At 74.2% G+C, this 23,289-nt stretch carries 23 protein-coding genes; 9 read left to right on the forward strand and 14 right to left on the reverse strand.

The window, feature by feature from the left end; genetic code table 11:
• The first annotated feature begins 2 nt into the window (after positions 1–2).
• Both ACFZP7_RS03440 and ACFZP7_RS03445 read left to right on the forward strand, forming a co-directional pair.
• Positions 3–734: a methyltransferase domain-containing protein gene (locus ACFZP7_RS03440; protein WP_019324137.1), complete on the forward strand. Its 732-nt coding sequence runs from the start codon at positions 3–5 to the stop codon at positions 732–734.
• A complete protein-coding gene (locus tag ACFZP7_RS03445; protein ID WP_385633817.1) occupies positions 731–2,302 on the forward strand; it encodes an FAD-dependent oxidoreductase in 1,572 nt (523 codons plus the stop codon). The genes ACFZP7_RS03440 and ACFZP7_RS03445 overlap by 4 nt, the downstream gene beginning before the upstream one ends.
• 121 nt (positions 2,303–2,423) lie before the next feature.
• Here ACFZP7_RS03445 and ACFZP7_RS03450 read toward each other — a convergent pair whose 3' ends face one another.
• From ACFZP7_RS03450 to ACFZP7_RS03460, 3 genes are read right to left on the reverse strand one after another with little or no spacing between them, the layout of a single operon-like run.
• Entirely contained in the window at positions 2,424–3,290 is an 867-nt protein-coding gene (locus ACFZP7_RS03450; protein WP_385633818.1) for an SDR family oxidoreductase, read from the reverse strand.
• Between the two features lie 45 nt (positions 3,291–3,335).
• Positions 3,336–4,955, reverse strand: coding sequence for a phytoene desaturase family protein (locus ACFZP7_RS03455; protein ID WP_385633819.1), 1,620 nt, complete (start codon positions 4,953–4,955; stop codon positions 3,336–3,338).
• A complete protein-coding gene (locus ACFZP7_RS03460) occupies positions 4,948–5,448 on the reverse strand; it encodes an SRPBCC family protein (protein ID WP_029392868.1) in 501 nt (166 codons plus the stop codon). The genes ACFZP7_RS03455 and ACFZP7_RS03460 overlap by 8 nt, the downstream gene beginning before the upstream one ends.
• Positions 5,449–5,766: 318 nt before the next feature.
• Here ACFZP7_RS03460 and ACFZP7_RS03465 point away from each other — a divergent pair, with 318 nt between their 5' ends.
• Positions 5,767–6,930: a S1 family peptidase gene (locus ACFZP7_RS03465; protein WP_385633820.1), complete on the forward strand. Its 1,164-nt coding sequence runs from the start codon at positions 5,767–5,769 to the stop codon at positions 6,928–6,930.
• 90 nt (positions 6,931–7,020) lie between these two features.
• Here the strand turns inward: ACFZP7_RS03465 and ACFZP7_RS03470 are convergent, their stop codons facing one another.
• Together ACFZP7_RS03470 and ACFZP7_RS03475 are read right to left on the reverse strand one after the other, a co-directional pair.
• Positions 7,021–7,458 (reverse strand): hypothetical protein, encoded by a 438-nt coding sequence (locus ACFZP7_RS03470; RefSeq protein ID WP_031020501.1) that lies wholly within the window; start codon positions 7,456–7,458, stop codon positions 7,021–7,023.
• Positions 7,459–7,577: 119 nt separating this feature from the next.
• Entirely contained in the window at positions 7,578–8,864 is a 1,287-nt protein-coding gene (locus ACFZP7_RS03475; RefSeq protein WP_385633821.1) for a cation:proton antiporter, read from the reverse strand.
• An 877-nt stretch (positions 8,865–9,741) separates the two neighbouring features.
• Between ACFZP7_RS03475 and ACFZP7_RS03480 the strand changes: the two genes are divergently transcribed.
• Positions 9,742–10,695, forward strand: a complete 954-nt coding sequence (locus ACFZP7_RS03480) for a terpene synthase family protein (RefSeq protein ID WP_199807771.1) — start codon at positions 9,742–9,744, stop codon at positions 10,693–10,695.
• A 22-nt stretch (positions 10,696–10,717) separates the two neighbouring features.
• Here ACFZP7_RS03480 and ACFZP7_RS03485 read toward each other — a convergent pair whose 3' ends face one another.
• The gene (locus ACFZP7_RS03485; RefSeq protein ID WP_385633822.1) at positions 10,718–11,332 is read right to left on the reverse strand and encodes a CAP domain-containing protein; all 615 of its coding nucleotides are present in this window, start codon (positions 11,330–11,332) and stop codon (positions 10,718–10,720) included.
• A gap of 198 nt (positions 11,333–11,530) precedes the next feature.
• Between ACFZP7_RS03485 and ACFZP7_RS03490 the strand changes: the two genes are divergently transcribed.
• Positions 11,531–11,770 (forward strand): hypothetical protein, encoded by a 240-nt coding sequence (locus tag ACFZP7_RS03490; RefSeq protein ID WP_031020497.1) that lies wholly within the window; start codon positions 11,531–11,533, stop codon positions 11,768–11,770.
• A 50-nt stretch (positions 11,771–11,820) separates the two neighbouring features.
• Here ACFZP7_RS03490 and ACFZP7_RS03495 read toward each other — a convergent pair whose 3' ends face one another.
• The 4 genes from ACFZP7_RS03495 to ACFZP7_RS03510 all read right to left on the reverse strand — a co-directional run bounded on the left by ACFZP7_RS03495 (position 11,821) and on the right by ACFZP7_RS03510 (position 15,193).
• The gene (locus ACFZP7_RS03495; protein WP_220671384.1) at positions 11,821–12,585 is read right to left on the reverse strand and encodes an ABC transporter permease; all 765 of its coding nucleotides are present in this window, start codon (positions 12,583–12,585) and stop codon (positions 11,821–11,823) included.
• Positions 12,582–13,412, reverse strand: a complete 831-nt coding sequence (locus ACFZP7_RS03500; protein ID WP_051851025.1) for an ABC transporter ATP-binding protein — start codon at positions 13,410–13,412, stop codon at positions 12,582–12,584. Before ACFZP7_RS03500 ends, ACFZP7_RS03495 begins: the two co-directional genes overlap by 4 nt.
• Before the next feature lie 271 nt (positions 13,413–13,683).
• Complete coding sequence (locus ACFZP7_RS03505; RefSeq protein ID WP_385633823.1) at positions 13,684–14,727, reverse strand: polyprenyl synthetase family protein; 1,044 nt, start codon at positions 14,725–14,727, stop codon at positions 13,684–13,686.
• A gap of 280 nt (positions 14,728–15,007) precedes the next feature.
• Complete coding sequence (locus ACFZP7_RS03510; RefSeq protein WP_223781236.1) at positions 15,008–15,193, reverse strand: hypothetical protein; 186 nt, start codon at positions 15,191–15,193, stop codon at positions 15,008–15,010.
• A gap of 227 nt (positions 15,194–15,420) precedes the next feature.
• Here ACFZP7_RS03510 and ctaD point away from each other — a divergent pair, with 227 nt between their 5' ends.
• A complete protein-coding gene (gene ctaD / locus ACFZP7_RS03515) occupies positions 15,421–17,136 on the forward strand; it encodes a cytochrome c oxidase subunit I (RefSeq protein ID WP_261698455.1) in 1,716 nt (571 codons plus the stop codon).
• A gap of 9 nt (positions 17,137–17,145) precedes the next feature.
• Here the strand turns inward: ctaD and ACFZP7_RS03520 are convergent, their stop codons facing one another.
• Positions 17,146–18,387, reverse strand: coding sequence for a cytochrome P450 (locus tag ACFZP7_RS03520; RefSeq protein WP_385633824.1), 1,242 nt, complete (start codon positions 18,385–18,387; stop codon positions 17,146–17,148).
• 203 nt (positions 18,388–18,590) lie between these two features.
• Here ACFZP7_RS03520 and ACFZP7_RS03525 point away from each other — a divergent pair, with 203 nt between their 5' ends.
• The gene (locus ACFZP7_RS03525) at positions 18,591–19,466 is read left to right on the forward strand and encodes an MBL fold metallo-hydrolase (protein ID WP_125771295.1); all 876 of its coding nucleotides are present in this window, start codon (positions 18,591–18,593) and stop codon (positions 19,464–19,466) included.
• Positions 19,467–19,491: 25 nt separating this feature from the next.
• On the opposite strand, the gene ACFZP7_RS03530 is transcribed toward ACFZP7_RS03525, so the two are convergent.
• Together ACFZP7_RS03530 and ACFZP7_RS03535 are read right to left on the reverse strand one after the other, a co-directional pair.
• Positions 19,492–20,109 carry a hypothetical protein gene (locus tag ACFZP7_RS03530; RefSeq protein ID WP_385633825.1) on the reverse strand — a complete coding sequence of 206 codons (618 nt, stop codon included), beginning with the start codon at positions 20,107–20,109 and terminating at the stop codon, positions 19,492–19,494.
• 91 nt (positions 20,110–20,200) lie between these two features.
• On the reverse strand, positions 20,201–20,614 hold the full coding sequence (locus tag ACFZP7_RS03535) for an SRPBCC family protein (RefSeq protein WP_046249341.1): 414 nt from the start codon (positions 20,612–20,614) through the stop codon (positions 20,201–20,203).
• 225 nt (positions 20,615–20,839) lie between these two features.
• Between ACFZP7_RS03535 and ACFZP7_RS03540 the strand changes: the two genes are divergently transcribed.
• Positions 20,840–22,021 carry a PP2C family protein-serine/threonine phosphatase gene (locus ACFZP7_RS03540; RefSeq protein WP_385633826.1) on the forward strand — a complete coding sequence of 394 codons (1,182 nt, stop codon included), beginning with the start codon at positions 20,840–20,842 and terminating at the stop codon, positions 22,019–22,021.
• A gap of 54 nt (positions 22,022–22,075) precedes the next feature.
• Here ACFZP7_RS03540 and ACFZP7_RS03545 read toward each other — a convergent pair whose 3' ends face one another.
• Positions 22,076–22,387 (reverse strand): hypothetical protein, encoded by a 312-nt coding sequence (locus ACFZP7_RS03545; protein WP_137960571.1) that lies wholly within the window; start codon positions 22,385–22,387, stop codon positions 22,076–22,078.
• 163 nt (positions 22,388–22,550) lie between these two features.
• Between ACFZP7_RS03545 and ACFZP7_RS03550 the strand changes: the two genes are divergently transcribed.
• Entirely contained in the window at positions 22,551–23,261 is a 711-nt protein-coding gene (locus ACFZP7_RS03550) for a nucleotidyltransferase family protein (RefSeq protein ID WP_062136017.1), read from the forward strand.
• The last annotated feature ends 28 nt before the right edge of the window (positions 23,262–23,289 follow it).

Below are 23,289 nucleotides of genomic sequence, written 5' to 3' on the forward strand. Positions count from 1 at the left end.
CGATGCCCTTGCTGCGCGACGCCGCGCTCACCGCCGCCTTCGACCGCGGCGCCGGCCGCTACGACCGACTGGTCGCGCTCAACCCGGGCTACCACGCCCAGTTGCGCCGCTCCGCCCGCCGGCTCCGCCTCCCGGACGGCGGTGCCGGCCGCCGGGTGCTGGACCTCGGCTGCGGCACGGGGGCGTCGACGGCGGCGCTGGCCGCGGTCCTGCCCGCCGCCGAGATCGTCGGCGTGGACGCCTCGGCGGGCATGCTGGAGCGGGCCCGGGCCAAGCGGTGGCCGGACCGGGTGAGCTTCGTGCACGCCCCGGCCGAGGAGCTGGGCCGGGCCGGGGTGCACGGCCCGTTCGACGCGGTCCTCGCCGCCTATCTCTTCCGGAACCTCACCGGTCCGGACGCCGTCCTGCGCGCGGTGCGCGACCTGCTGGCGCCCGGGGGGAGGCTGGCGGTGCACGAGTACGCGCTCGGCGGGCGGCGCGCGGACCGGCTGGTGTGGGACGCGGTGTGCCGGGGCGTCATCCTGCCGCTCGGTTCGGCCACGGGCGACCGGGCGCTGTACCGGCACCTGTGGCGCAGCGTCGCGGCGTTCGACACGGCGCCGGCCTTCGCGGCACGGCTGCGCCGGGCCGGTTTCGAGGACGTGCGGGTGCTGCCGCTGCCCGGCTGGCAGACCGGCGTCACCCACACGTTCGTCGGTCGCCGGACCGCCGGTGGGACGGGCGGTGCGCGATGAGCGGGCGGGGCGGGCCGCGGCCTCCGGGCCGGGACCGGCGGGCGCGGGCGCTCCCGGCCCGGCCGGGGCGGGAGCGGGTGGCCGGTGAGCCGCCCGCCGTGGCGGTGATCGGTGGCGGCATCGCGGGGCTGGCGGCGGCGACCGTGCTGGCGGAGCGCGGGGTGCGGGTGGTGCTCCACGAACGCGAGCCCGTGCTCGGCGGGCGGGTCTCCGGGTGGCCGGTCACCCTGCCCGACGGCACGTCCGCCACCATGAGCCGCGGGTTCCACGCCTTCTTCCGCCAGTACTACAACCTGCGGGGCCTGCTGCGCCGCTGCGATCCGACGCTGGGCATGCTGACGGGCCTGCCGGACTACCCGTTGCGGCACAGCAGCGGACTGTCCGACGGGTTCCGCCGCATCCCCCGCACTCCCCCGCTGAGCGCGCTCGGCTTCGTCGCGCTGAGCCCCAGCTTCGGGCTGCGCGACCTGCTGGCTCTGCGGCCCGCCGCGGCCCTGCCCCTGCTGGACGTCAGCACGCGCGGCGTCCACGCGCGCCTGGACGACGTCAGCGCCCACGACTTCCTCGACACCCTCGGCTTCCCCGCCACCGCCCGGCACCTGGCCTTCGAGGTGTTCTCCCGCAGCTTCTTCGCCGACCCGCGGGAGCTGTCGGCCGCCGAGATGGCGCTGATGTTCCACATCTACTTCCTCGGCTCCAACGAGGGACTGCTGTTCGACGTCCCGCGCGAGCCGTTCCCGCAGGCCCTGTGGGACCCGCTCGCCGGCCGGCTGGCCCGGCTCGGGACCGAGATCCGCACGAGCACACCCGTCCGGTCGGTGCGGCCCGCTCCCTCCGGCGGCCACCTGGTGGCCGACGACACCGGTGTCCGGTCGTACGACGCCGTGGTGCTGGCCCTGGACACCGGCGGGCTGCGGGAGCTGGTGGGCCGCTCGCCGGAGCTGGGCGACGCCGCCTGGCGGGACCGGGTGGCCGGGCTGCGGAACGCGCCGCCGTTCCTGGTCTCCCGGCTGTGGCTGGACCGTCCGGTCGCCTCCGGCCGTCCCGGCTTCCTCGGCACCAGCGGGTACGGCTCGCTGGACAACGTCAGCGTGCTGTCCCGGTGGGAGGGCGAGGCGGCCCGCTGGGCGGCGCGCTCCGGGGGGTCCGTCGTCGAACTCCACGCCTACGCCGTGCCGGCGACGGCCGTCCAGGAGGTCGAGGAGAAGCGACTTGTCGACCAGCTGCACCAGGTGTACCCGGAGACGCGACGGGCGCGCGTGGTGGCCGCCCGGCACGAGTGGCGTCAGGACTGCCCGCTGTTCACCGTCGGCGGCTACCGCGACCGCCCGACGGTGCGCACCCCGGACCCGTCCGTCGTGGTCGCCGGGGACCTGGTCCGTACGGACCTGCCCGTCGCCCTGATGGAACGGGCCGCCACCTCCGGCTTCCTGGCGGCCAACGCGCTGCTGGAACGGTGGGGAGTGCGCGGCGAGACCCTGTGGACGGTCCCCGACCGGGGCCGCTCGGCGCCGCTGCGCGCCCTGGCCCGGCGCTTCGCCCCGCCACCCGGGGGCGGTGGGGAGTAGACCGGCGCGAGCCGAGGCGGGGCTCGCGGGCGTGGGGCTCGCGGGCGTGGGGCTCGCGGGTGTGCGGCGCGGGCATGGGGCGCGGTGCCGTGCCGCCGTGCCGCGTGGGTGCCCGGAGACGCTACGCTCCGCGGTCCGCCGTGCCGCCCGCGCCCAGCGGGCCGGTCGCGTCCAGCGCCCCGTCGGCCTCCAGGCGGGGCAGGTCGCGCCGGGCGACCCGGAGGACGAGGGGCGGCAGGGCTGTGCGCCCCACCTGGGCCAGGCGCAGCCAGCCGGGCACGTACACGGCGGTGCTGCGGCGCTCCACGGCGCGGACCAGCCGGGCGGCGACCTCGTCGGCGGGGAAGGTGCGGCGGGCCGGGCCCGGCATGTGCCCGCGCAGTTCGCGCAGGACGGCGTACCGGTCGGCGTCGCGGATCATGTCGGTGTCGATCCAGTTGAGGTAGGCGATGCCGACCGCGATCCCGTGGTGGGCGACCTCGGCGCGCAGCGAGTGGGTGAACGCCTCCACGCCCGCCTTGGAGGCGCAGTAGGCGCTCATCATGGGCGCGGCGCCCAGTGAGGCCAGTGACGCGATCTGGAGGTGGTAGCCCGCGGTGCGGCGCAGGTCGGGCAGGAAGGCGCGGGCCGTGTGGGCGCTGCCGGTCAGGTTGACGTCGACGACGCGGCCCCACTCGTCCGGGTCCGACGTGGCGAACGGCCCGCCGAGCGCGATGCCGGCGTTCGCGACGACGACCGACGGGGGGCCGAGGTGAGCGCGCACCTCGGCGGCCGCCGCCTCCAGCGCGGCCGGGTCGGTGACGTCGGCCTCGACGGCGAGGGCCGGGGCCGGCAGAGCCGCCGCCACGGCGTCCAGGAGCGACTTCTCGTGGCCGAGCAGGGCGAGCCGGGCGCCGCGGAGGGCGCAGACGCGGGCCAGGGCGGCGCCCAGTCCGCGTGCGGCGCCGGTCACCACGACGGTCCGGTCACGCAGGGGGCTGTCCGTCATCGGCCGGCTCTTTCCCTCGGGGTGCGCGGGCGGGGTCACGGGGGATCACTTCTTGTCGCCGGTGCGGTCGCGCCGGGTGAGGGCGCGCTGCACCCGCGTGAGGTCGCCGAACCGCTGCCGGCGCAGGGCGGCGCGGGCCGCGTTGGCGCCCGGCGCCCCGTGCACCCCGCCGCCGGGGTGGGCGCCCGCGGAGGCGAGGAAGAGGCCGGCCACCGGGGTCTCCGGCCGCCCGGTGCCGGGCACGGGCCGGAAGACCAGTTGCTGGTGCATGGCGGTGGTGCCGCCGTTGATGGCACCGCCCTCGAGGTTGGCGTTCAGTGCCTGCAGCGTCGGCGGGGCCAGGACGCGCCGGGCCCGGATCAGCGACCGGAAGCCCGGCGCGAAGCGCTCCACCTGGCGTTCGACCCGGTCGGCCATGAGTTCCCGCTCCCTGGCGTCCCAGCTGCCGGTGATGCCCTCGTCGCCCGCGTCGGCCCGGATGTCATGGGGGACGTGGGTGTACGCCCAGGCGGACTCGGTGCCGCTCGGTGAGCGCACCGGGTCCGTGGTCGTCATCTGCCCGAACAGGGAGAAGGGGCGGTCGGGCACCTGCCGCATGGCGATCTGGGCGGCGAACCGGGTCAGTTCGTCGAGCCCGTCGGCCAGGTGCACGGTGCCCGCGCGCGCCGCGTCCTCGCACCGCCAGGGCACGGGCCCGTCCAGCGCCCAGTCCACCTTGAAGGTGGCGAAGTCCCACTGGAAGCGGCGCAGATCGGCGACGACCTGGTCGGGCAGGTGCTCGGAGCCGACGAGATCGCCGTAGAGGGCGGGCACCGACACGTCCGCCAGGACCGCGCGGCGGGCGTCGACCGTCTCGCCCCCGGCCGTGCGGACGCCCACCGCGCGCCGGTCGCGGACCACGATCCGCTCGACGCGCTCCCCGCACCGCAGGCTGCCGCCGCGGGCCTGCAACCGGTGGACCAGGGCAGCGGTGAGCGCCCCCGAGCCGCCGACCGGCACGGGGAAGCCGTAGGTCTGCCCGAGCATCGACATCAGCCAGCCGAAGCCGCCGCTGCCGGCCGCCTCGGGGGCGAGGTCGGCGTGGAGCGCGTTGCCGGCCAGGAGCAGTTTGCCGCCCTCGCCCCGGAACTCCTCCTCCCCCAGGCGGCGCACCGGCAGCACCAGGGTGCGGGCCAGCCGCAGACCGCCTCCGCCGCGCAGCCGCAGGGCCAGCCGGGCGCCGGCGCGGACCGGCGGGAAGGGAGTGAAGAGGGCGTCGAGGATGTCGGAGCGGTAGCGGTCCCACACCTCGTGCAGGCGGTCCCAGGCGGCGCCGTCGCCGGGCGCGAAGGCGTCGAGCGAGGCCGCGGTGACGGCGACGTCCCGGTCGAGGACGGCGCAGGTGCCGTCGGTCAGCGGGTGGGCGAGGACGTGCGGGGCGTGGGCCCAGCGCAGTCCGTGGTCCTGGAGGCGCAGTCCGGCCAGTACCGGGGAGGCGGCGGCGAGGGGGTAGAAGGAGCTGAACAGGTCGTTGACGAAGCCGGGGGCGACCTCGCTGTCGTGCCGCACCGCGCCGCCCGGCTCGGGCTGCTCCTCCAGGACCTCGACGCTCCAGCCGGCGTCGGCGAGCAGATTGGCCGCCACCAGTCCGTTGGGGCCGGACCCGACGACCACCGCGTCAGGCACGGCCGGTCTCCGGCCCGAAGCTCACCGACCCCGTGGAGTCCGCCGGGTCCGGGCGGCACCCGTCACCGGCCTCGCAGAGCTTCGCGAGCCTGGCGAGCATCGCGCGGTGCCGGACCTGGATCAGCGCCTCGACGCCCACGTTGTGCAGCAGGCCGCCGGGGCCGCGCAGCGGGTGTTCGTCCACGATCACCAGACACTGCTCGCCCCAGGGGCGCAGTTCGATGGCGATGCGGGCGGTGCCGAGCGGGCCCGCCTTGGCCTCGATCTCCAGCTCGGAGCCCGCCACGCAGCGCCTGACGACCGACTCGTTGTTCAGCCGCACCGGCCCGAGCCGGATTTCGTAGGCGATCGTCGCGCCGACCTGCGGCCACCGCCCGCTCCGGGGGGTGACGTCCGAGGGACCCACGACCCACTCGACGTACCGGTCGCCGTCGGCGAGGACGTCCCACACCGCCTGCGGACTCGCCTGGATCAATCGATGCCGAACCGCCACGCGTACCTCCCGCGTCCGATGACCGTCACTGCGAGGACGCAGCCCTGAGTGCCCCGTTCGCGGCCGGTCAACCGGGTACGCCGCCAGGACCGTCCGGAACGGTGGGCGACCGCGACGGTTCGGCGGACCGTGGAGCGGCGTACGGAACCGGCGCCGGCCTTCGGGCGGACGGTGCGTGGAAAGGCGCCGCATTGGCATGGACCTGATCTCTCGCCCTGGCTAAGCTCGTCACGACCCGATGAGAGCGCTCTCAGATCCGCGGTTGTTCCACCGATCAGTTCCACCCCCACCTTGCTGGAACGACGAAGGGCAACTCCCGTGAGACGCAGCAGACTCAGGCACCTCGGCCTGGCCACCCTCCTCGTGCTCGGCGGCCTGACCGCGACCGGCGCCCTGCCGGCCTCGGCGACCGGCGCCCCCGCCGACACGGCCGGGGAACAGCCCGCTTCGGCCGGCCTCCTGGACGCCATGCAGCGGGACTTCGGTCTCACCCGCGCCGAGGCGGAGGACCGGCTCGCGGCCGAGCGCCGCGCCACCGACCTCGCGCCCACGGCTCGCCGGGCCGCCGGGGAGGCGTTCGGCGGCTCCTGGTTCGACGCGGACCGGGGACGGCTCACCGTGGCCGTCACCTCCGACGCGCCGGCCACGACGGTGCGGGCGGTGGCGGCCACCGGGGCGCACGTGACCACCGTCGAGCACAGCGCGGAGCGGCTGGACGCGGCCAAGGCGCGCATCGACCGCCTGGACGCGCCGGCCGGCGTCAGCAGCTGGCACGTCGACCCGGCCGCCAACACCGTCGTCGTGTACGTGGTCCGGGGCGAGCGCGCCGACAACGATGTCCGGCGCTTCGTGGACCGCGCACGCGCGACCGGTCCGGTCACGGTGCGCACGGTGTCCTCGGCGCCGAGCACCTTCGCGGCCGGCACGGTCGGCGGCGACCCGTACTACACCGGCAACGTCCGCTGCTCCATCGGCTTCTCGGTGCACGGCGGCTTCGTCACCGCCGGGCACTGCGGCGGCGTGGGAGGGGCGGTGCGCGGCTGGGACGGCTCGCACATCGGCACCTTCCAGGGCTCGTCGTTCCCGGGCAACGACTACGCCTGGGTCAGCGTGGGCAGCGGCTGGTGGACGGTGCCGGTGGTCCTCGGCTGGGGCACGGTCTCCGACCAGTTGGTGCGCGGCTCGAACGAGGCACCGGTGGGCGCGTCGATCTGCCGCTCCGGCTCCACCACGCACTGGCACTGCGGCACGGTGCTGGCCAAGAACGAGACGGTCAACTACAGCCAGGGCGCCGTGCACCAGATGACGAAGACCAGCGTCTGCGCCGAGGGCGGCGACTCGGGCGGCTCCTTCATCAGCGGCGACCAGGCCCAGGGCGTCACCTCGGGCGGCTGGGGCAACTGCTCCAGCGGCGGTGAGACGTGGTTCCAGCCCGTCAACGAGATCCTCAACCGCTACGGGCTGACCCTGCACACGGCCTGACCCCGCACGACGCGGACGGCTCCACCGGGGGACCGGCGGTCCCCCGGTGGAGCCTGCCCACCCGCGCCGGGCTCGCGGCCCGGACGCGGATCAGAGGTCGCCGGTCGCCGCGTCCGGCGAGTCGGGGCCGGACGCGGTGGTCAGCCGGCGGTAGGCGGCCCGCGCGTGCGCCAGCCGGGCCAGTGCCGTACCGACCAGGGCGGCCGCGAGCAGGCAGGCCAGCCAGAACGCGTCCCGCCGGCCGGTCCAGGTGAGGACGCCGGCCGGCGGGATCGCGAAGCCGTTGAGGGACAGCCAGCACAGCAGGGCCGTACCGGGAGCGGCCGTGAACCGGGCGCACACGCCGAGCAGCGCCGCCAGCAGCGAGAGCAGGGCCAGGGCCAGTCCCGGACGGCCGTAGCCCACGGTGCCGTTGACGAGCGCCACCAGGGCCAGAGCGCCCGCGAAGGCCCCCGCCCAGACCAGCGGAGCGGCGACCGGCCGGGGAACGGGTCTGGGACCGCTGCCCAGGGGCACCCACTCGATCATGCTGACGGCTCCTTCCGGTCCCGGACGGCTCCGACCACATCATCGGACACCGACCCCGCGGGCAGATTGTCCCACCGGGGCACCGGCCGGTGTCCCACCCGGTGCCCCGGGGACCGGCCCTACCGGTCGGCGTCCGCGCGGGACGCCGACGGCACCGCCGCGGACACCGGCTCACCGGCCTCCTCCGCCTCGGACCGCGCGCTGCCCGTCCCGGCCGGTGAGCCCGTGCCGGGCAGCAGCCGGCCGGCGGCCCGCAGCCAGCCGGCCAGGACGTGCGCGCGGCCCGCGACGATGGGGCCGAGCACGGCGAGGACCAGGACGTACCCGGCGATGAACGGGGCGAGCCGTGCGTCGAGTCCGGCGCCCGCCGCCATGGCGGCCAGGATCAGCGCGAACTCCCCGCGGGCGACCAGCGTGGTGGCGATCTCCGCCGCGGGCTGGGCGCCGTAGTGGTAGACGCGGGCGACGCACAGCCCGGCGGCGACGTTCATCAGGACGGTCAGGGCCGCCGCCGCGGCGACCGGACCGGCCACGGAGGCGATGTCACCGGGGTCGATGGCGAGTCCGAAGGCGAAGAAGAAGATGGCGGCGAAGGCGTCGCGCAGCGGGTGCACCAGTTCCCGGATACGGGGACCGGAGGGGGTGCCGGCGAGGATGAGGCCGACCATGAAGGCGCCGATGGCGTCGGCGACGCCGAGGACCTCGGAGACCCCGGCGACGAGGACCGCGGCGCCGAGGAAGCTGATGACCAGCAGTTCGTTGTCCCGGGTGGCGATCAGGCGGCCCACCAGCCGGGTCCCGTAGCGGGCGGCGGCGGCCAGCACCAGCAGGAATCCGAAGGCCTTGCCGGCCTGCAGGGCCATGTCCGCGACGCCGTGCGCGCCCGCGATGACCGGTTGCAGGGCGGCCAGGTACAGCGCCAGGAAGATGTCCTCGACGACGATGACGCCCAGGATCAGACGGGTTTCCGGGCGGCCGATCCGCCCGAGGTCGATGAGGATCTTGGTGACGATGGCGGAGGAGGATATGCCCAGCACGCCGGCGAGCACCAGGGCCTCGCGCACGCCCCAGCCCAGGACGAACCCGAAGCCGAGTCCGGCACCGACGTTCAGCAGCAGGTAGATGCCGCCCGCGGTCAGCAGCCTCTTGCCGCCGCTCTTCAGGTCGTCGAGGTGGAACTCCAGGCCCAGGTAGAAGAGCAGCAGCACCAGTCCGAGCGCGGAGAGCATCTCGAAGTCGTGCGCGTCCTCGACCAGGACGAAGCCCGGTGTGTGGGGGCCGAGCAGGATGCCGGCGAGCATGAACAGGGGAATCGTCGGAAGTCCGATCCGGCCGCCGAGGCGGGCGAGGAACGCGGCGGCCAGGAAGGCTCCGCCCATGGCGAGCAGGGTGTCAGCGTGTCCCACGGGTCACCGCCTTCGACCGTGCGGAGGGTCGGCAGGGCTTCACTTGACGGGGATGGATGCGGGTTCTCCTTCAGCTGAGACGCGACATCGGTCGTACCGCCGGACGCCATCGGCCGGCACGGTGACGCCGCGCCCGGTCCGGCCGGGCCGCGGCGCGCGCGGACGGGCGGGCACCCGGCATCAGCCGCGCCCACGGCCCTGTGCACCGATGACCACCGGCCGCGTCGGCACTCGGGGTGCGAACGGCACACCCGGAACGGACCACGCGGCGACGCCCGTGAACCACGGGCGGGACGGGACTTCCCCGCGACGCTGCCCGGCCCCGGAAAGGGCCCGGGGCACGGCGTCGCTCCACGGTCACACGTCGGACCCGTGCCGGGCCATCGGGGACGGCACCCATACTCCGCGGTGACCGACACCCAACTCGACGGCGCGGACACGGTGCCGGTGCGGGTGCGGGAGGGACCGCCGGGTGCGCCACGACCGACTCGGGGATATCGGCCGCGGCACACCCGCGGCACCCGGGCGGGAGGACGGCGCGCCCGGGCACGAGGTGCGACTTCCCCGGGCACCGGCCGCGACACTGCCCCGAGCGGGTGATCATCACGGTCGGTCAACGGCGACGGGACCGGAACCCTTTCGACTGACAGCCATCGACGGGCGGAATGGCCTGTCCCCATTCCGCCGGCCGCTTCTCCATGATCGTGACCGAATCTCCGCCCCTTATCCGGAAGGTGTGTGTTTTGCCATGGGGTCCCCCGCGTCCCGCGTGTCCGGTGTGGAATTGCCACCGGTCTTCTGTCCTTTCGAATCCGCCATTCATCCACGCGTCCGGCAGGTCGAGAAACGGGCCGTCGAATGGATCGGCGACAGCGGCATGTGCGCCACGGAGCGCGAACGGGCCTGGACGGTGGCGACGCACAGCGCCGACTTCTTCGCCCGGTTCGCGCCGGTCGCCGACGAGGACCGGCTGCTGACGGCCGCCCTGTGGGTGTACTGGGGTTTCGCCTTCGACGACGCGCGCTGCGACAGCGGACCGCTCAGTGGCCGCCCGGCGCAGTTCAACGCGCTGGCCGGCCAGGTGCAGCGGGCCTGCGAGACGGATTCGGCGATCTTCCACGACCGCTTCGCCGGCGCCCTGCAGGACATCATGCGCCGCTTCCGCGCCTCGGCGCCGCCCACGCAGGTCAGCCGGTTCGCGCACGCCCACCGCGCCTGGCTGTCGGGGGTGGCCTGGCAGATCGGCAACCAGGCGGCCGGGCGCATGCCGGGGCTGGACGACTTCCTGGTGATGCGGCTGCTGTCGTCGGGCGGCGAGCCCACCTTCGCGCTGCTGGAACTGGCGACGGGCGCCCGGGTCCCGGACCGTGACCTGCACCGCCCGGCCGTCCGCGCGCTGACCGAGATGGCCATCCTGGTGGCCGCCCTGGACAACGACGCGCACTCGCTGCACAAGGAGCTGACGGGCGGCCAGGCCGACCAGAACGTCTACACCGTGCTGATGCAGGAGCTCGAGTGCCCGCTCCAGGACGCGGTACGGGCCGCCACCGGCCTGCGCGACCGTGTCCTGCTGCGCTTCATCGAGCTGCACGACCGGGTCCGGCCGACCGCCGGACAGGACCTGGCCACCTATCTCCAGGGGCTCCGGTACGGCATCCGCGGCAACAACGAGTGGGGACTGAGGGTGCCGCGCTATCTCAGCTGCGGTCAGTGGCCGGACGAGATGGACGACACGCTGCTGACCTGGGCGGACGAACCCTCCGACACCCGTCCCGGGCCGGTGGAGGGCGCGCCGGCCATCGCCTGGTGGTGGGACGCCGACCTCGGCTGACGCCCGGCCGGCCCGGGGCGGTTCAGCGCCCCGAGGCCAGGTCGAGGGTCCACCAGGGGCCGCCGGAGCCCTTGGCCCGGCCGACGCCCGCATGGGTGTAGCGGCAGGTGAGGAGGATGTCGCGGTGCGGGGCGCTGCGCATCCAGACGGCCACGGCGGCCTCCGCGGTGTCCGATCCGGCGGCGACGTTCTCACCGGCCGAGCCGACCCGGTATCCGGCGGCCCGCATCCGGTCGGCGGGGCTGCTGCCGTCGGCTCCGGTGTGGGTGAGCCGACGGCTGCGGGCCATCGCGGCGCTGTGCTTCTGGGCGGCCCGGTCGAGCGCCGCGTGCAGCCGCACCGGGGAGCAGCCGGCCTCCTCCCTGCGCCGGTTGACGGCGGCGATCATGCGGCTGTCCGCGGCGCCGGAACCGCCCGCCTGCGGCCGGGAACCCGCCCCGGAGGACGGGCCGGAGGAGGCCGGGCCGGACGCCTCCTGCTGCCAGCGGCCCGGCTCGGGCACCGGCCACAGGGGCGCCCGGTAGGGGGCGGGCGGTGCCGGTGGGGGCGGCGGCCCGGCCCAGGCGGGCACCGCCACCATGTGCAGCGCGGTGAGGACCGCGCCGAGCGCGACCGTCGCGGACCGCGTCCCGATCATGTTCCCTTTCGCCTTTCCGCGACCGTCCGCCGCATTCATATCTTTGGACCCGATAACGTTCATCGCGTTTTCCGTTGGTGTATCCGGCACTTCATTGGAGGGAATCCCGCATTTCGGCGGCGACAATGGTGCCCGGCATTGGCTAGCATGGCAATCGCTCACTTCCCCCCACGTTTTTCTTTCCTCCGGAGGTATTTCATGTCGTTGAAGCTGCGCCGCGCCGCCGTGGTGTCGCTGGCCGCACTGGCCCTGACGGCCGGCGGGGCCGTGTCGGCCGCCGGTGCCGCCGAGGCGTCGGTCCCGGCCGTGACCGCGAACGGCCCCGACGGCGGCAACGGATTCCGGGGCGGCCACGAGCCGCCGATGCACTTCGGCCCCTTCGAGATCCCGAAGTTCGGCAGCGTCTCCGGAGGCTTCTCCTGGGGTCTGGCGCGCTAGCCGCACCGGACAGCGGCAAGACCCTGATGAGGGCCGTCGGTGGACGGCCCTCATCGTCGTTTCAGCGTGGCGGCGCTGGCGACGAGCACCAGGACCACACAGCCGAGGATCAGCACCGCGTCCCTGACGAACAGCGCGGTGACACCCGAGTGCGTGGCGGCCTCGCCCGCGGCCTGCACGGCGTACGTCATCGGCATCGCCCGGGCCACGGCGGCCAGCGCGCCGTGCATCTCGTCCCGCGGCACGAACAGTCCGCAGACCAGGAACTGGGGCAGGACACCGGCCGGCAGGAACTGGACCGCCTGGAACTCGTTGCGGGCGAAGGCACTCACCAGCAGGCCGAGCGCGAGTCCCAGCAGGGCCCCGAGCATCGCGATGACCATCAGCAGGTACGCGGGGCCCTCGATGTCCAGTCCCAGCGGGCCCACCGCGAGCAGCGTGGACAGCACGGCCTGGAGCAGGGCCAGGAACGCGAAGGCGAGGCTGTAGCCGAGGACGATGTCCAGTCGGCGGACCGGCATCGTCAGCAGCCGCTCAGCGGTGCCGGAGGTGCGCTCCCGCAGCGTCGACACGGAGGCCACCAGGTACATCACGATGACCGGGAAGATGCCGAAGACCTGCGGTCCGACACGTTCGAAGGTCGCCTCGGAGTCGTGGAACATCAGCTTGAGCAGCACCATGAGCATGCAGGGGATGCCCAGCAGCAGCGCGGTGCTGCCGCGGTCGCGGGAGATCTGCTGGAGGACCCGCACCGCGGTGGCGGCGGTGATGCCGGGCGAGAAGGGCAGCCTGTCGGTCAGGTGAGTGGCAGTCATGTGAGGGTGTCCGCAGCGAAGAAGGCGCGCTCGGCGTCGGGTGCGCCGGGCTGGTCGAGCAGGTGGGGTGACAGGCCGTCGACGGCGTCGTGCCGCCGGGCCGCCCGCGCCTCGGCCGCCGCCGCGACGCGTACGAGGTGCAGGAACGCCTCCTCCACGTCGGCGCAGCCGGTGTGCTTGAGCAGGCTGTCCCGGTCCGCGCTGGCCAGGAGCCGGCCGGAGCGCATCAGGAGCAGCCGGTCGCAGCGGTCGGCCTCGTCCATCACGTGGCTGGACACCAGCAGCGTGGTGCCCTGCTCGGCCAGCCGCTGGAAGACCAGCCACAGTTCCCGGCGCACCATCGGGTCGAGGCCCACGGTGGGTTCGTCCATCACGAGCAGGTCGGGCCGGTTCAGCAGGGCCACCGCGAGGGAGACCCGCGAGTACTGGCCGCCCGACAGCCGGGCGACCGGCTGGTCCGCGTACGCGACGAGGTCCACCTCCTTCACGACGCGGACCACGGCGTCCTCCCGGCGCCAGCCGCGCATCCCGAGGGCGGCGGCGAAGTACCGCAGGTTCTCCAGGACCGTCAGGTCGGCGTAGACGGACGGCGCCTGGGTGACGTAGCCGACGCGGGTCCGCAGCGGCCAGGCGCCCGCCGAGTGGCCGAGCACCTGGACGTGGCCCGCGTCCGGCTCCTGGACGCCGACCACACAGCGCAGCAGGGTGGTCTTGCCGCAGCCGCTCGGGCCGAGCAGGCCGACGATGCGGCCGCGGGGGATGGTGAAACTGACGTTGCGCAGGACCGGCCGGGTGCCCCGGTTCACGGTCAGTCCGTAGGCGGCCACGGCCGGGAGGTCGCCCGCGGGCGCTGCGCTGTGCTCGGTGTTCTGCACGGCTCCACTGAGTTTCGTCGGATCGGTGCCGCGACGGGCGGCCTCGGCGCTGCCGGGTCGGGGGAAGGGAGCGGTCATCGCCAGGACAACGGCCCGCCGCTGTCGAGGTCACGCGCCGGTGACGCCCCCGGCTCCCGCCGGTGTGCCGGTGCGTACCGGTCACGGGCAGGCGGCGGGCCGGTCACCGGTGAGGGGCCGGCGCGGGCCCGGCGCGGTGCGCGGGTCAGGACTCGCGGCGGGTCATCGACCGGGCGATGTCGTGCAGTTGGCGGTAGGCGTCCGCGGTGGGACGGGCCAGTGACAGGGAGCGCAGGGCGGCCGCCGTCTGACGGCGTGCCTCCTCCTGGGCCGCCTGCCGGCCGCCGGCCTCCTCCACCAGGTGACGCGCCAGGTCGATGTCGTCGCCCGTCAGGGGGTGCGGTGCGCGGTACAGCTCGCGCAGCCGCTCGGCCGCCGTTCCCGGGGCGGCGAGGGCCGCGACCACGGGCAGGGACTTCTTGCGCGCGGCCAGGTCCGCGCCGACCGGTTTGCCGCTGCGCGCGGTGCGGCCCCACAGGCCCAGGATGTCGTCCACGCACTGGAAGGCCACGCCGAGGTGGCGGCCGAACTCCCGCAGGCCGCCCACCCGGTCGGGGTCCGCGCCGGCCAGGACTCCGCCGAGCGCGCAGGCGCAGCCGATCAGGGCGCCGGTCTTCCCGGCGGCCATGGCCAGGTAGTCGGCGACCGTCACCACGTGCTCCTTCTCGAAGGCGACGTCGCGGCTCTGCCCCTCCACCAGCTCCATCAGCGCGCCGACGAGTTCCTGGACCGCCGCCCCGGCCTGGGCCTGCGGGGCCTGGGCGAGGACACGCAGCGCGGCGACCAGCAGCGCGTCCCCGGTGAGGACCGCCGCGGGGGTACCGAACAGCGACCAGGCGGCGGGCCGGTGGCGGCGCAGCGTGTCGCCGTCGATGACGTCGTCGTGCAGCAGGGTGAAGTCGTGGACCAGCTCCACGGCCACGGCGCCGGCCACCGCGTCCGCGGGGCTGCCGCCGACGGCCACGGCCGCCAGCAGGGTGAGTGCCGGACGGACCACCTTGCCGCCGCCGCGGGCGGACGTACGGGGCTCGCCGTCGGCCTCGCACCAGCCCCGGTGGTACCTCGCCACCAGGCTCTCCTCGGCGGGCAGCGACTCCACCGCCGCCCGCAGGGCGGGTGACAGGACGTCGTCGACCCAGTCCAGCCGGGGAAAGACACCTGCCGGGGCCGAGTCGGTGATCTGCGACACGAACTACTCCTCACGAGGGCGGGACACCAGGACGGGGAAGCGGAACCGGTGGTGCTCGTGCCGCACCGCGCCGGTCGCGCCGTCAGTCAATCGGGTGCCGGGGCGCGCGGGCCGAGTCCGGGCGCGCCACCGGGCGAAAGATCACCGATGCAGCCCAGCTCCATGACCATGCACCCAGCCGACAATCACGCAGGCCGCCCGCCACGAGGAGGGCGGGGCCGCCGTACGACGTCCGCCCCGCCGCGGGATGCGACGGGGCGGACATTTCGCGGACGGTCCGTCAGCACGGCGAGGTCGCCATGAGCTTCTCGAAGGAAGCCATGCAGTCCGGGCAGTGACGTGCCCGCTCGCCGTCGGATGCTTCGATACGTTCGCGGAGCTTCTCTCCGCACAGAGTGGCCGCCGCCTGTTTGGCCATCACGTGCCACACCAACGCTCCGCCCGCCTTCTCCGGGCCCACGCACATTTCGTACATGTTCGGCCTCCCAGCCTGGACGCCGCTGACACACTCCAGGAGACACCGGATCGGCCGCGACCAGTAGCGAGCGGGGTCCATTCGGGTGACGGCCGCTTCGTCCCTCCGGGGCGGCGACACACCCGGACGGCTAGAAACGATCAGCCAATCGGCCCTACCTGGCTGGGTGCGTGACGTGGCGTCGGCGCAGGGGGCCGGGGTTCGGCTGCTGTGGTCGGATGGCGACACAGACCGAACCGATCGCTCCGGTCCCGGCGGCGGGACGCCGCTCCAAGGGGCGGGTGATCATCTCCTGGCTCACCACGACCGACCACAAGCGCATCGGCCACCTCTACCTCATCACGTCCTTCGCGTTCTTCCTGATCGCCGGGGTGCTGGCCATGCTGATCCGGGCGGAGCTGGCCCGGCCCGGACTCCAGCTGCTCTCCAACGAGCAGTACAACCAGTCCTTCACGATGCACGGCACCATCATGCTGCTGCTGTTCGCGACTCCGACCTTCGCCGGATTCGCCAACGCCGTCATGCCGTTGCAGATCGGCTCGCCGGACGTGGCCTTCCCCCGGCTGAACATGCTGTCGTACTGGCTGTTCCTCTTCGGCGGTCTGATCGTCCTGGCGAGCTTCCTGACCCCGCAGGGCGCCGCGGACTTCGGCTGGACCGCCTACACGCCGCTCAGCGGGCCGCTGCGCGCCCCCTACGTCGGCGGGGACCTGTGGATCATGGGGCTGGCGCTGTCCGGTTTCGGCACCATCCTGGGCGCGGTCAACTTCATCACCACCATCATCTGCATGCGGGCGCCCGGTCTGACGATCTTCCGCATGCCGATCTTCGTCTGGAACGTGCTGCTGACCTCCGTCCTGGTGCTGCTGGCCTTCCCGGTGCTGGCGGCGGCGCTGCTGGTGCTGGAGGCGGACCGGCACTTCGGGGCGCACGTGTTCGACGCCGAGAACGGCGGGGCGATCCTGTGGCAGCACCTGTTCTGGTTCTTCGGCCATCCCGAGGTGTACATCCTGGCGCTGCCGTTCTTCGGGGTGGTCACCGAGATCATCCCGGTCTTCGCCCGCAAGCCGGTCTTCGGCTACATGGGTCTGGTGGGGGCGACCATCGCCATCGCGGGGTTGTCGGCCACCGTCTGGGCGCACCACATGTTCGCCACGGGCGCCGTCCTGCTGCCGTTCTTCTCGTTCCTGACGTACCTCATCGCCGTGCCGACGGGCGTGAAGTTCTTCAACTGGATCGGCACGATGTGGCGGGGTTCGCTGTCCTTCGAACCGCCGATGCTGTGGGCGGCCGGGTTCCTGGTGACGTTCCTGTTCGGGGGCCTGACCGGGGTGATCCTCGGCTCGCCGCCCCTGGACTGGCACGTCACCGACTCCTACTTCGTCGTCGCGCACTTCCACTACGTGCTGTTCGGCACCATCGTCTTCGCGATGTTCGGCGGATTCAGCTTCTGGTGGCCGAAGATGACGGGCCGGATGCTCGACCACCGGCTGGAGAAGGTGCACTTCTGGACGCTGTTCGTCGGTTTCCACACCACGTTCCTGGTGCAGCACTGGCTCGGTGTGGAGGGCATGCCGCGCCGGTACGCGGACTATCTGGCCGTCGACGGCTTCACGGCCCTGAACACCGTCTCCTCCGTCGGCGCCTTCCTGCTGGGGCTGTCGACGCTGCCGTTCCTCTACAACGTCTGGAAGACCGCCAGGTACGGGCGGCCGGTCGGGGTCGACGACCCCTGGGGATACGGGCGTTCCCTGGAGTGGGCCACGTCCTGTCCCCCGCCGCGCCACAACTTCCACGCGCTGCCCCGGGTGCGTTCCGAGTCACCCGCCTTCGACCTGAACCACCCCGAGCTGGTCCGCTTCGACCAGGCCGAGCAGACGGGGCGGCGCGACGCCGTGGAGCCGGGCGACGGGCACAAGGGCGCCCGTTCGTGACGGGCCGCGTCAGGGCGCCCGCACGCCGGTGACCGCGAAGCCGCTGCGCGGACGGGTCGGGATGCGGCGCAGCGGGATGCGCAGGTCCTGGACGGGGACCGTGTACTCCAGGCGGGCCAGCCGCACCGCCAGCGCCTCCAGCAGGCCCACGGTGACGCGTTCGCCGGGGCAGCGGTGGCCGGTGGCCGGGTCGGCGCCGCCCTGCGGGATCAGTTCGTCGCGGCCCGGGGGCCGGTCGAGGAACCGTTCGGGCCGGAAGGTGTACGGGTCGCCCCACAGGTCCTCGTCGTGGTTCTGCCCGTAGACGTCGAGCAGCAGGATGCCGCCGGCCGGGACGGACGCGCCGCGCCAGGTGAGGTCGGTGACCACCCGGCCGCCGAGGAACGGGGCGAACGGGTAGAAGCGACGGACCTCGTGCGCGAACGCCGTGGCGAACGCGTCGTCCCCGGCGCGCAGCCGCTCCCGGTGGGCCGGCCACCGGTGCAGGGCGTGGGCGGAGAAGGCCACGAACCAGCTGACGGCGACCGTGGGGCGCAGCACGTTCAGCAGTTCCACCGCGGCGGTCCGGGCGTCCAGCGGCCGGTCCGGGGCGTCGCGGTGCCGGGCGACCCGTTCGAGCACCGAGCCGTCCGGGGCGGTGACGGCCCCCGACCGTACGTCCTCGATCAGCCGGGCCGTCCGGGCCTCCTGCCGGGAACGGGCGCGGCGGGCCCGCAGGTGGCGCGGCCCCGGGGAGGCGAAGCCGTCGACCATCGCGATCAGGTCCCGGGCGAGGGGCTCGGCGTCGAGGGCTTCGCCGGGGAGTCCGGCCCAGCGGCACACCCCGCGGGTGAGCACCACGCCCGCCTCGTCGAACAGGACCACACGGTCCCGCCCGCTCCAGTCGTGCACGGCCTCGTCCCAGGCCGCGGTGACGTGCTCGGTGAGGCCGGCGACCCGGTCCGGGTCGAGCAGCGGCAGGAACAGTTCCTTGCGGGCGCGGTGGGCGTCGCCGTCCAGGGTGTGCACCGCGCCCTGCCCGAAGAGGGTGTCCAGCACGGGAGCGGGGACGGCGCCGTGCCGGTGGACGTGCGCCTCGTCGTAGAAGAAGCGCACCGCGTCCGGTCCGCGCACGGCCAGCGCGGGCCTGCCGAGCAGCCGGGTCCGCACCACCCGGTCGGCGCTGTCGCGCATCCGGTCGGGCAGCCAGGCGTACCCCTCGGTGAGCAGGGGCAGGGTGCGGTCCGTCAACGGGCGGCGGTGTGCGTCCATGGCCGGCGGGTGCCCCGGGCCGGGGCGGGGACACCTGGGGCTCACGGGACATCCGGGACCCGTGGGGCAGCCGTGCGGACGGCCGCCCCGGTCGCCGGGTGAGGGCCGGCGGGACGGGTACTCCGTACTGCCACGGGGGCCGGGAGCCCGGCGGCCGGGTGTCCCGCCCCTCCCCCAGTCCCGGACAGGATCGGACCCCCCTCATGTCCCCGACCACGCCCCCGGCCCGGAGCACGGCCCCCGGCGACTTCGACGACTCCCTGCGGATCCACTTCATCGGCAACGCGACCGTGCTGCTGGGCTATCGCGGACTGAGTCTGCTCACCGATCCCAACTTCCTCCACCGCGGCGAGCGCGCGCACCTGGGGTACGGGCTGGTGAGCCGCCGTCTGACCGAGCCCGACCTGGATCCGGGCGAGTTGGCGCGGGTCGACGCCGTGGTGCTGTCCCATCTGCACGGCGACCACTGGGACCGCAGGGCCCGGCGCAGGCTGTCCCGGTCGCTGCCGATCGTCACCACCCCGCACGCCGCACGCCGCCTCCAGGGCGTGCACGGGTTCCACCGGGCCGTGGGGCTGCGCACCTGGCAGGAGGAGACCGTGCGGCACGGGGACGCGCGGGTGCGTATCACCTCGCTGCCCGGCCGGCACGCGGGGCATCCGGTACTGCGGCGTCTGCTGCCGCCGGTGATGGGCAGCCTGCTGGAGTTCGGTCCGGCCGTCGGCCCCGCCCACCACCGGCTCTACGTCTCCGGGGACACGCTGCTCTTCGACGGCCTGGACGAGATCGGCCGCCGGTTCCCCGGCCTCGACCTGGCCGTCCTGCACCTGGGCGGAACGACCCTGCCGGGCGGTTTCGTGGTGACCATGGACGGGCGCCAGGGCGCGGAACTCGCCCGGCGCCTCGACCCCCGCCTGATCCTGCCGGTGCACTACGACGACTACACCGTCTTCCGCTCGCCGCTCGACGCCTTCCTGGCCGAGGCGGACCGCAAGGGCCTCGCGGACCGGCTCGTGCACTGCCGGCACGGGCAGCGGGCCGTTCTGCGGGCGGAGGGCGGGCCGCCCGTCGTGATCTGACGGTCGGCCCGCCGCCGTGCCCGGGTCAGTGCAGCTTCTCGACGGCCGTGACGGTGGTGGCCCGGAAGCCCGCCACCTGCGCGTGCTCGAAGGTTCCCATCTGCCCCCACTTCACGATGGTCACGGTCCTGCCGTCCCGGCCCACCGAGAGCAGGTTGATGTCGGAGGCACCCCACTCGGCGACCGTGTGGACGCCGTAGACGTGGGCGCCCTCCTCGACGGCCAACCGCCCGTAGTACTTCTGCGTGGCGGTGACGTCGGGGTACCGCTCCATCATCGTCCGCGCGCAGTCGGCGAGGTCGGCGCGGATCAGGGCGGCGAACTCCCTGGCCCGCTGGGTGCTGCGCTCGACCACCGTCACCTGGAGGGCGCCGGTGTCGTACTCGGTCCAGTACTGCCGGTGGGACGCGGTGGAGGGCAGTGCCTCGCCCACGCACATCGGCAGCGGGTCGGGCTGTCCGGCGGTGACCGGGCCGGCGTACCAGTTTGAGGAGGGGTGCGGCGGCAGTTCGGCCGGTTCGAGGAAGGCCGGCGGATCGGCGGGCGGTGTCGCGGCGGTCGCCGGGACCGCGGCGACGGCGACCGCCGCCCCGGCCGTCAGCACGGTCACCGCGGCGCGGGCCCCTCGGGCACGGATGTTCATGTTTCCCCCATGTCGGTTCGTCGGTGTCGACGTCGAATCCGGTGGAGCATTTCCCTTTACGACACGACATGACCGCCATGGGTTGCCCTCGTCACCCGGCCGGGTTCTCGGTGCGCAGCCGCACCTGCTCCTCCAGGCGCCGCAGGCTGCCGTCGAGGGCGTCGTCGACCGCCCGCCGCCCCGGGTCGTGGTCCTCGTCGAAGAAGGACAGGTGCACCGTCACCTCGCTGGCCCCGCCGTCCAGTCCGGCGACCTGCAGCCAGCCGGCGTAGCTGCCTTGGTCGCGGGTGCCCCACTCGAGGCGCATCTGCTCGGGCCGGGCGCTCAGCAGCGCGGACATGTCCTGGTCGGTGCGGTCCTCGTGCACAGTGACGGCGGGCGGTTCCTCCGGCTCGACATGCAGGTCCCGGGGCAGCCAGGTGTCCAGCTGCCCGACGTTCGCGGCCTGGTCGAAGACCTGCTCGGGCTGGGCGGGCATGGTGCGGGAACGCTCGTACTCGGTCATGTGGCACCACTCCTCGGCGTTCGTGGCCTACGCCATGACGCGTGCCCTCGTGGCCGGGACCGAAGCGCCCGGAGCGGGTGCCCGGGTCGGCCGCGCCGGGGACCGGGCCAGGGGTCCGGGCCGGGACGCCCATGGCCGGCGGCCGACGGGCGGGGCCCGGCGTCCGGTGCCAGACTGCTGGCACGTGCTCCCGCCGCGGCGGGCCGCCCGACGAGAGGGGACGAGGTGTCCACGCCGGAGAGCAGCGACGCGGCCCTGCAGGACTTCCTCGCCGACCCCGCCCACCTCACCCTGGACCTGCCCACCGCCGTGTCCCGGTGCGCCAAGGCGCTGGGGCTGCGGCACGCGGTCGTCTACCTCGTCGACATCCAGCAGCGGCACCTCATCCCGCAGACCGACGTGGCCTCCACGATCCCGGTCGACGGGACGCTGGCGGGCTGGGCGTACCGCACGCAGGCGCTGCGCGTGGAAGAGTCCGACGCGGGCGGCATCACCGCCTGGTTCCCGCTGCTGGACGGGGCGGAACGGCTCGGCGTGCTCGCCGTGAGCCAGTCGGCGCTCACCTCCACCTCCCTGACCCGCGGGCGGGCGCTCGCCTCCCTGCTGGCCATGATGATCACCTCCAAGCGGGCCTACGAGGACTCCTTCGTCCGGCGTACCCGGACCGCGCCGATGCGGCTGCCCGCCGAGATGCTCCGCGCCTTCCTGCCGCCCCGCACCATCGGCAACGCCCAGGTGGTGTCGACGGCCGTGCTGGAGCCCGCGTACGAGATCGGCGGCGACGCCTTCGACCACTCGCTCACCGAGACGACCCTGCACGTCTCGGTGCTGGACGCGATGGGACACGACCTGGCCTCCGGCCTCACCAGCGCCGTCTCCCTGGCGGCCTGCCGCAACGCCCGGCGCACCGGCGCCGACCTGCCCGAACTCGTGGAGTGCGTGGACGAGGCACTGGCGCGCTGGCTCCCGGACAAGTTCTGCACCGCGGTCCTCGCGCAGCTGGACCTGGGCACCGGGCTGCTGCGCTGGAGCAACTGCGGTCACCCGCCGCCCATCCTCATCCGCGGCCAGCGGCTCATCACCGACGCCATGGAGCGCGACGCCGATCCGCCCATGGGCATGCCCTCGCTCCTGTCCTCCCGACCGCGCCGTACCCACGAGATCTCCCTGGAGCCCGGGGACCGGGTCCTGATGTACACGGACGGGGTCATCGAGGCGCGGACCCGGGAGGCGAAGCTGCTCGGGCTGGAACGCTTCGCCGACTACGTGATCCGGGCGACGGCCGGCGGAGAGCTGGCGCCGGAGTCGATGCGCCGTCTCATCCACTCGATCCTCGCCATGCAGGAGGGCCGGCTGCGCGACGACGCGACCCTCCTGATGTTCGAGTGGCAGCCGCTCTCCGGCTGACGGCGACGGCCGGCCCGGACGGGCGCCCGGTGCGCACGGCGCCCCGCGTGCGCGTCACACGGCGTGCCCCCGCGCGCGCAGCCAGTCGTGCACGGCGTCCTTGTCGGCCGGGGTGATGCGCACGTCTCCTTCGACGTAGGGGCCCTCGTCCTCGGTGAACCCGGTGTCCGTGATCCGCGCCGTGACCCAGGTGGCCAGGTCCTGGGCGGCCCGCTCGGACAGGGCGCCCCGTTCCCAGCCGGCGCGCGCCTCGCCCGCCGCGGCCGGGTCGTGCCGTTCGGTCTCGGCGAGCCACGCCGCCACCAGTCGCTCCACGGTTCCGGGCTCGTGCGTGCCGGTCCCTCGCTGTGTCCGCTTGTCGTCCATGGCGGCCGGGTGCCCGAATTCGCCCCGCCGCCCCACCTCGTCCCCCGACCCCTCGTGTCGGCGGTGGCACGCCGGGTACCCGCAGGCCGTGGGACGACCGGACGGGTCCGGCCCGTCCCGCGCGAGGCGACGGCCCGGAGTCAGAAACGGAGAGGGGACAGCGATGACGCAGCCCGCCGACGAACACGCTCTCGACCGGCGCGGCGTGTCCGAGCTCCGTCCGACGGCGGCGCACGACTCCGGCCCCGTCCCGGCGGACGACCCGCGCCACCAGGAACTCCCGGTCGACCGCAACCAGGCGATCCTCCAGGCGGCCAAGCAGGTGGGCGCCATCCTGAAGCGGAACGAGCACCCCTTCGCGCTGGCCGGCAGCGTCGCCGTCTACGCGCACGGCGGCCACCAGAACCTCCAGCACGACGTGGACTTCTGCATCCGTCCCGACGACGCGGCGGCCGTCGCCGAGACGCTGCGGGCGGCCGGTCTCACGGTCTACACGCCGCCGGAGGACTGGCTGCTCAAGGCGAGCTGTCTGGGCCAGCAGGTCGACCTGATCTTCGAGCTGGCCCACGAACCGGTCACGACGGAGCTGCTGGCCCGGGCCGAGGAGCTGTCGGTCGACTCGGTGCTCATGCCGGTGCTGGCCCCGACCGATCTGCTGCGCGGCCTGCTGGCGGCCTTCTCCGAGCACCACTGCGACTTCGGGGCGGTACTGCCGATCGCCCGCACCCTGCGGGAGAAGATCGACTGGGAGGCCCTGCGCCGCGACTGCGGGGACGCCCCGATGCCCGCCGCGTTCTTCTTCGTCCTCGAACGGCTGGAGATCATCCCCCCGGCCGGTCCCCCGGCCACCACCCCGGAGGAGGAACAGCGATGAGCGACCCCGTCGGACATCAGGGCCCCGC

This window comes from Streptomyces sp. SudanB5_2050 (assembly GCF_964272335.1).
Taxonomy (GTDB): Bacteria; Actinomycetota; Actinomycetes; order Streptomycetales; family Streptomycetaceae; genus Streptomyces; species Streptomyces rochei.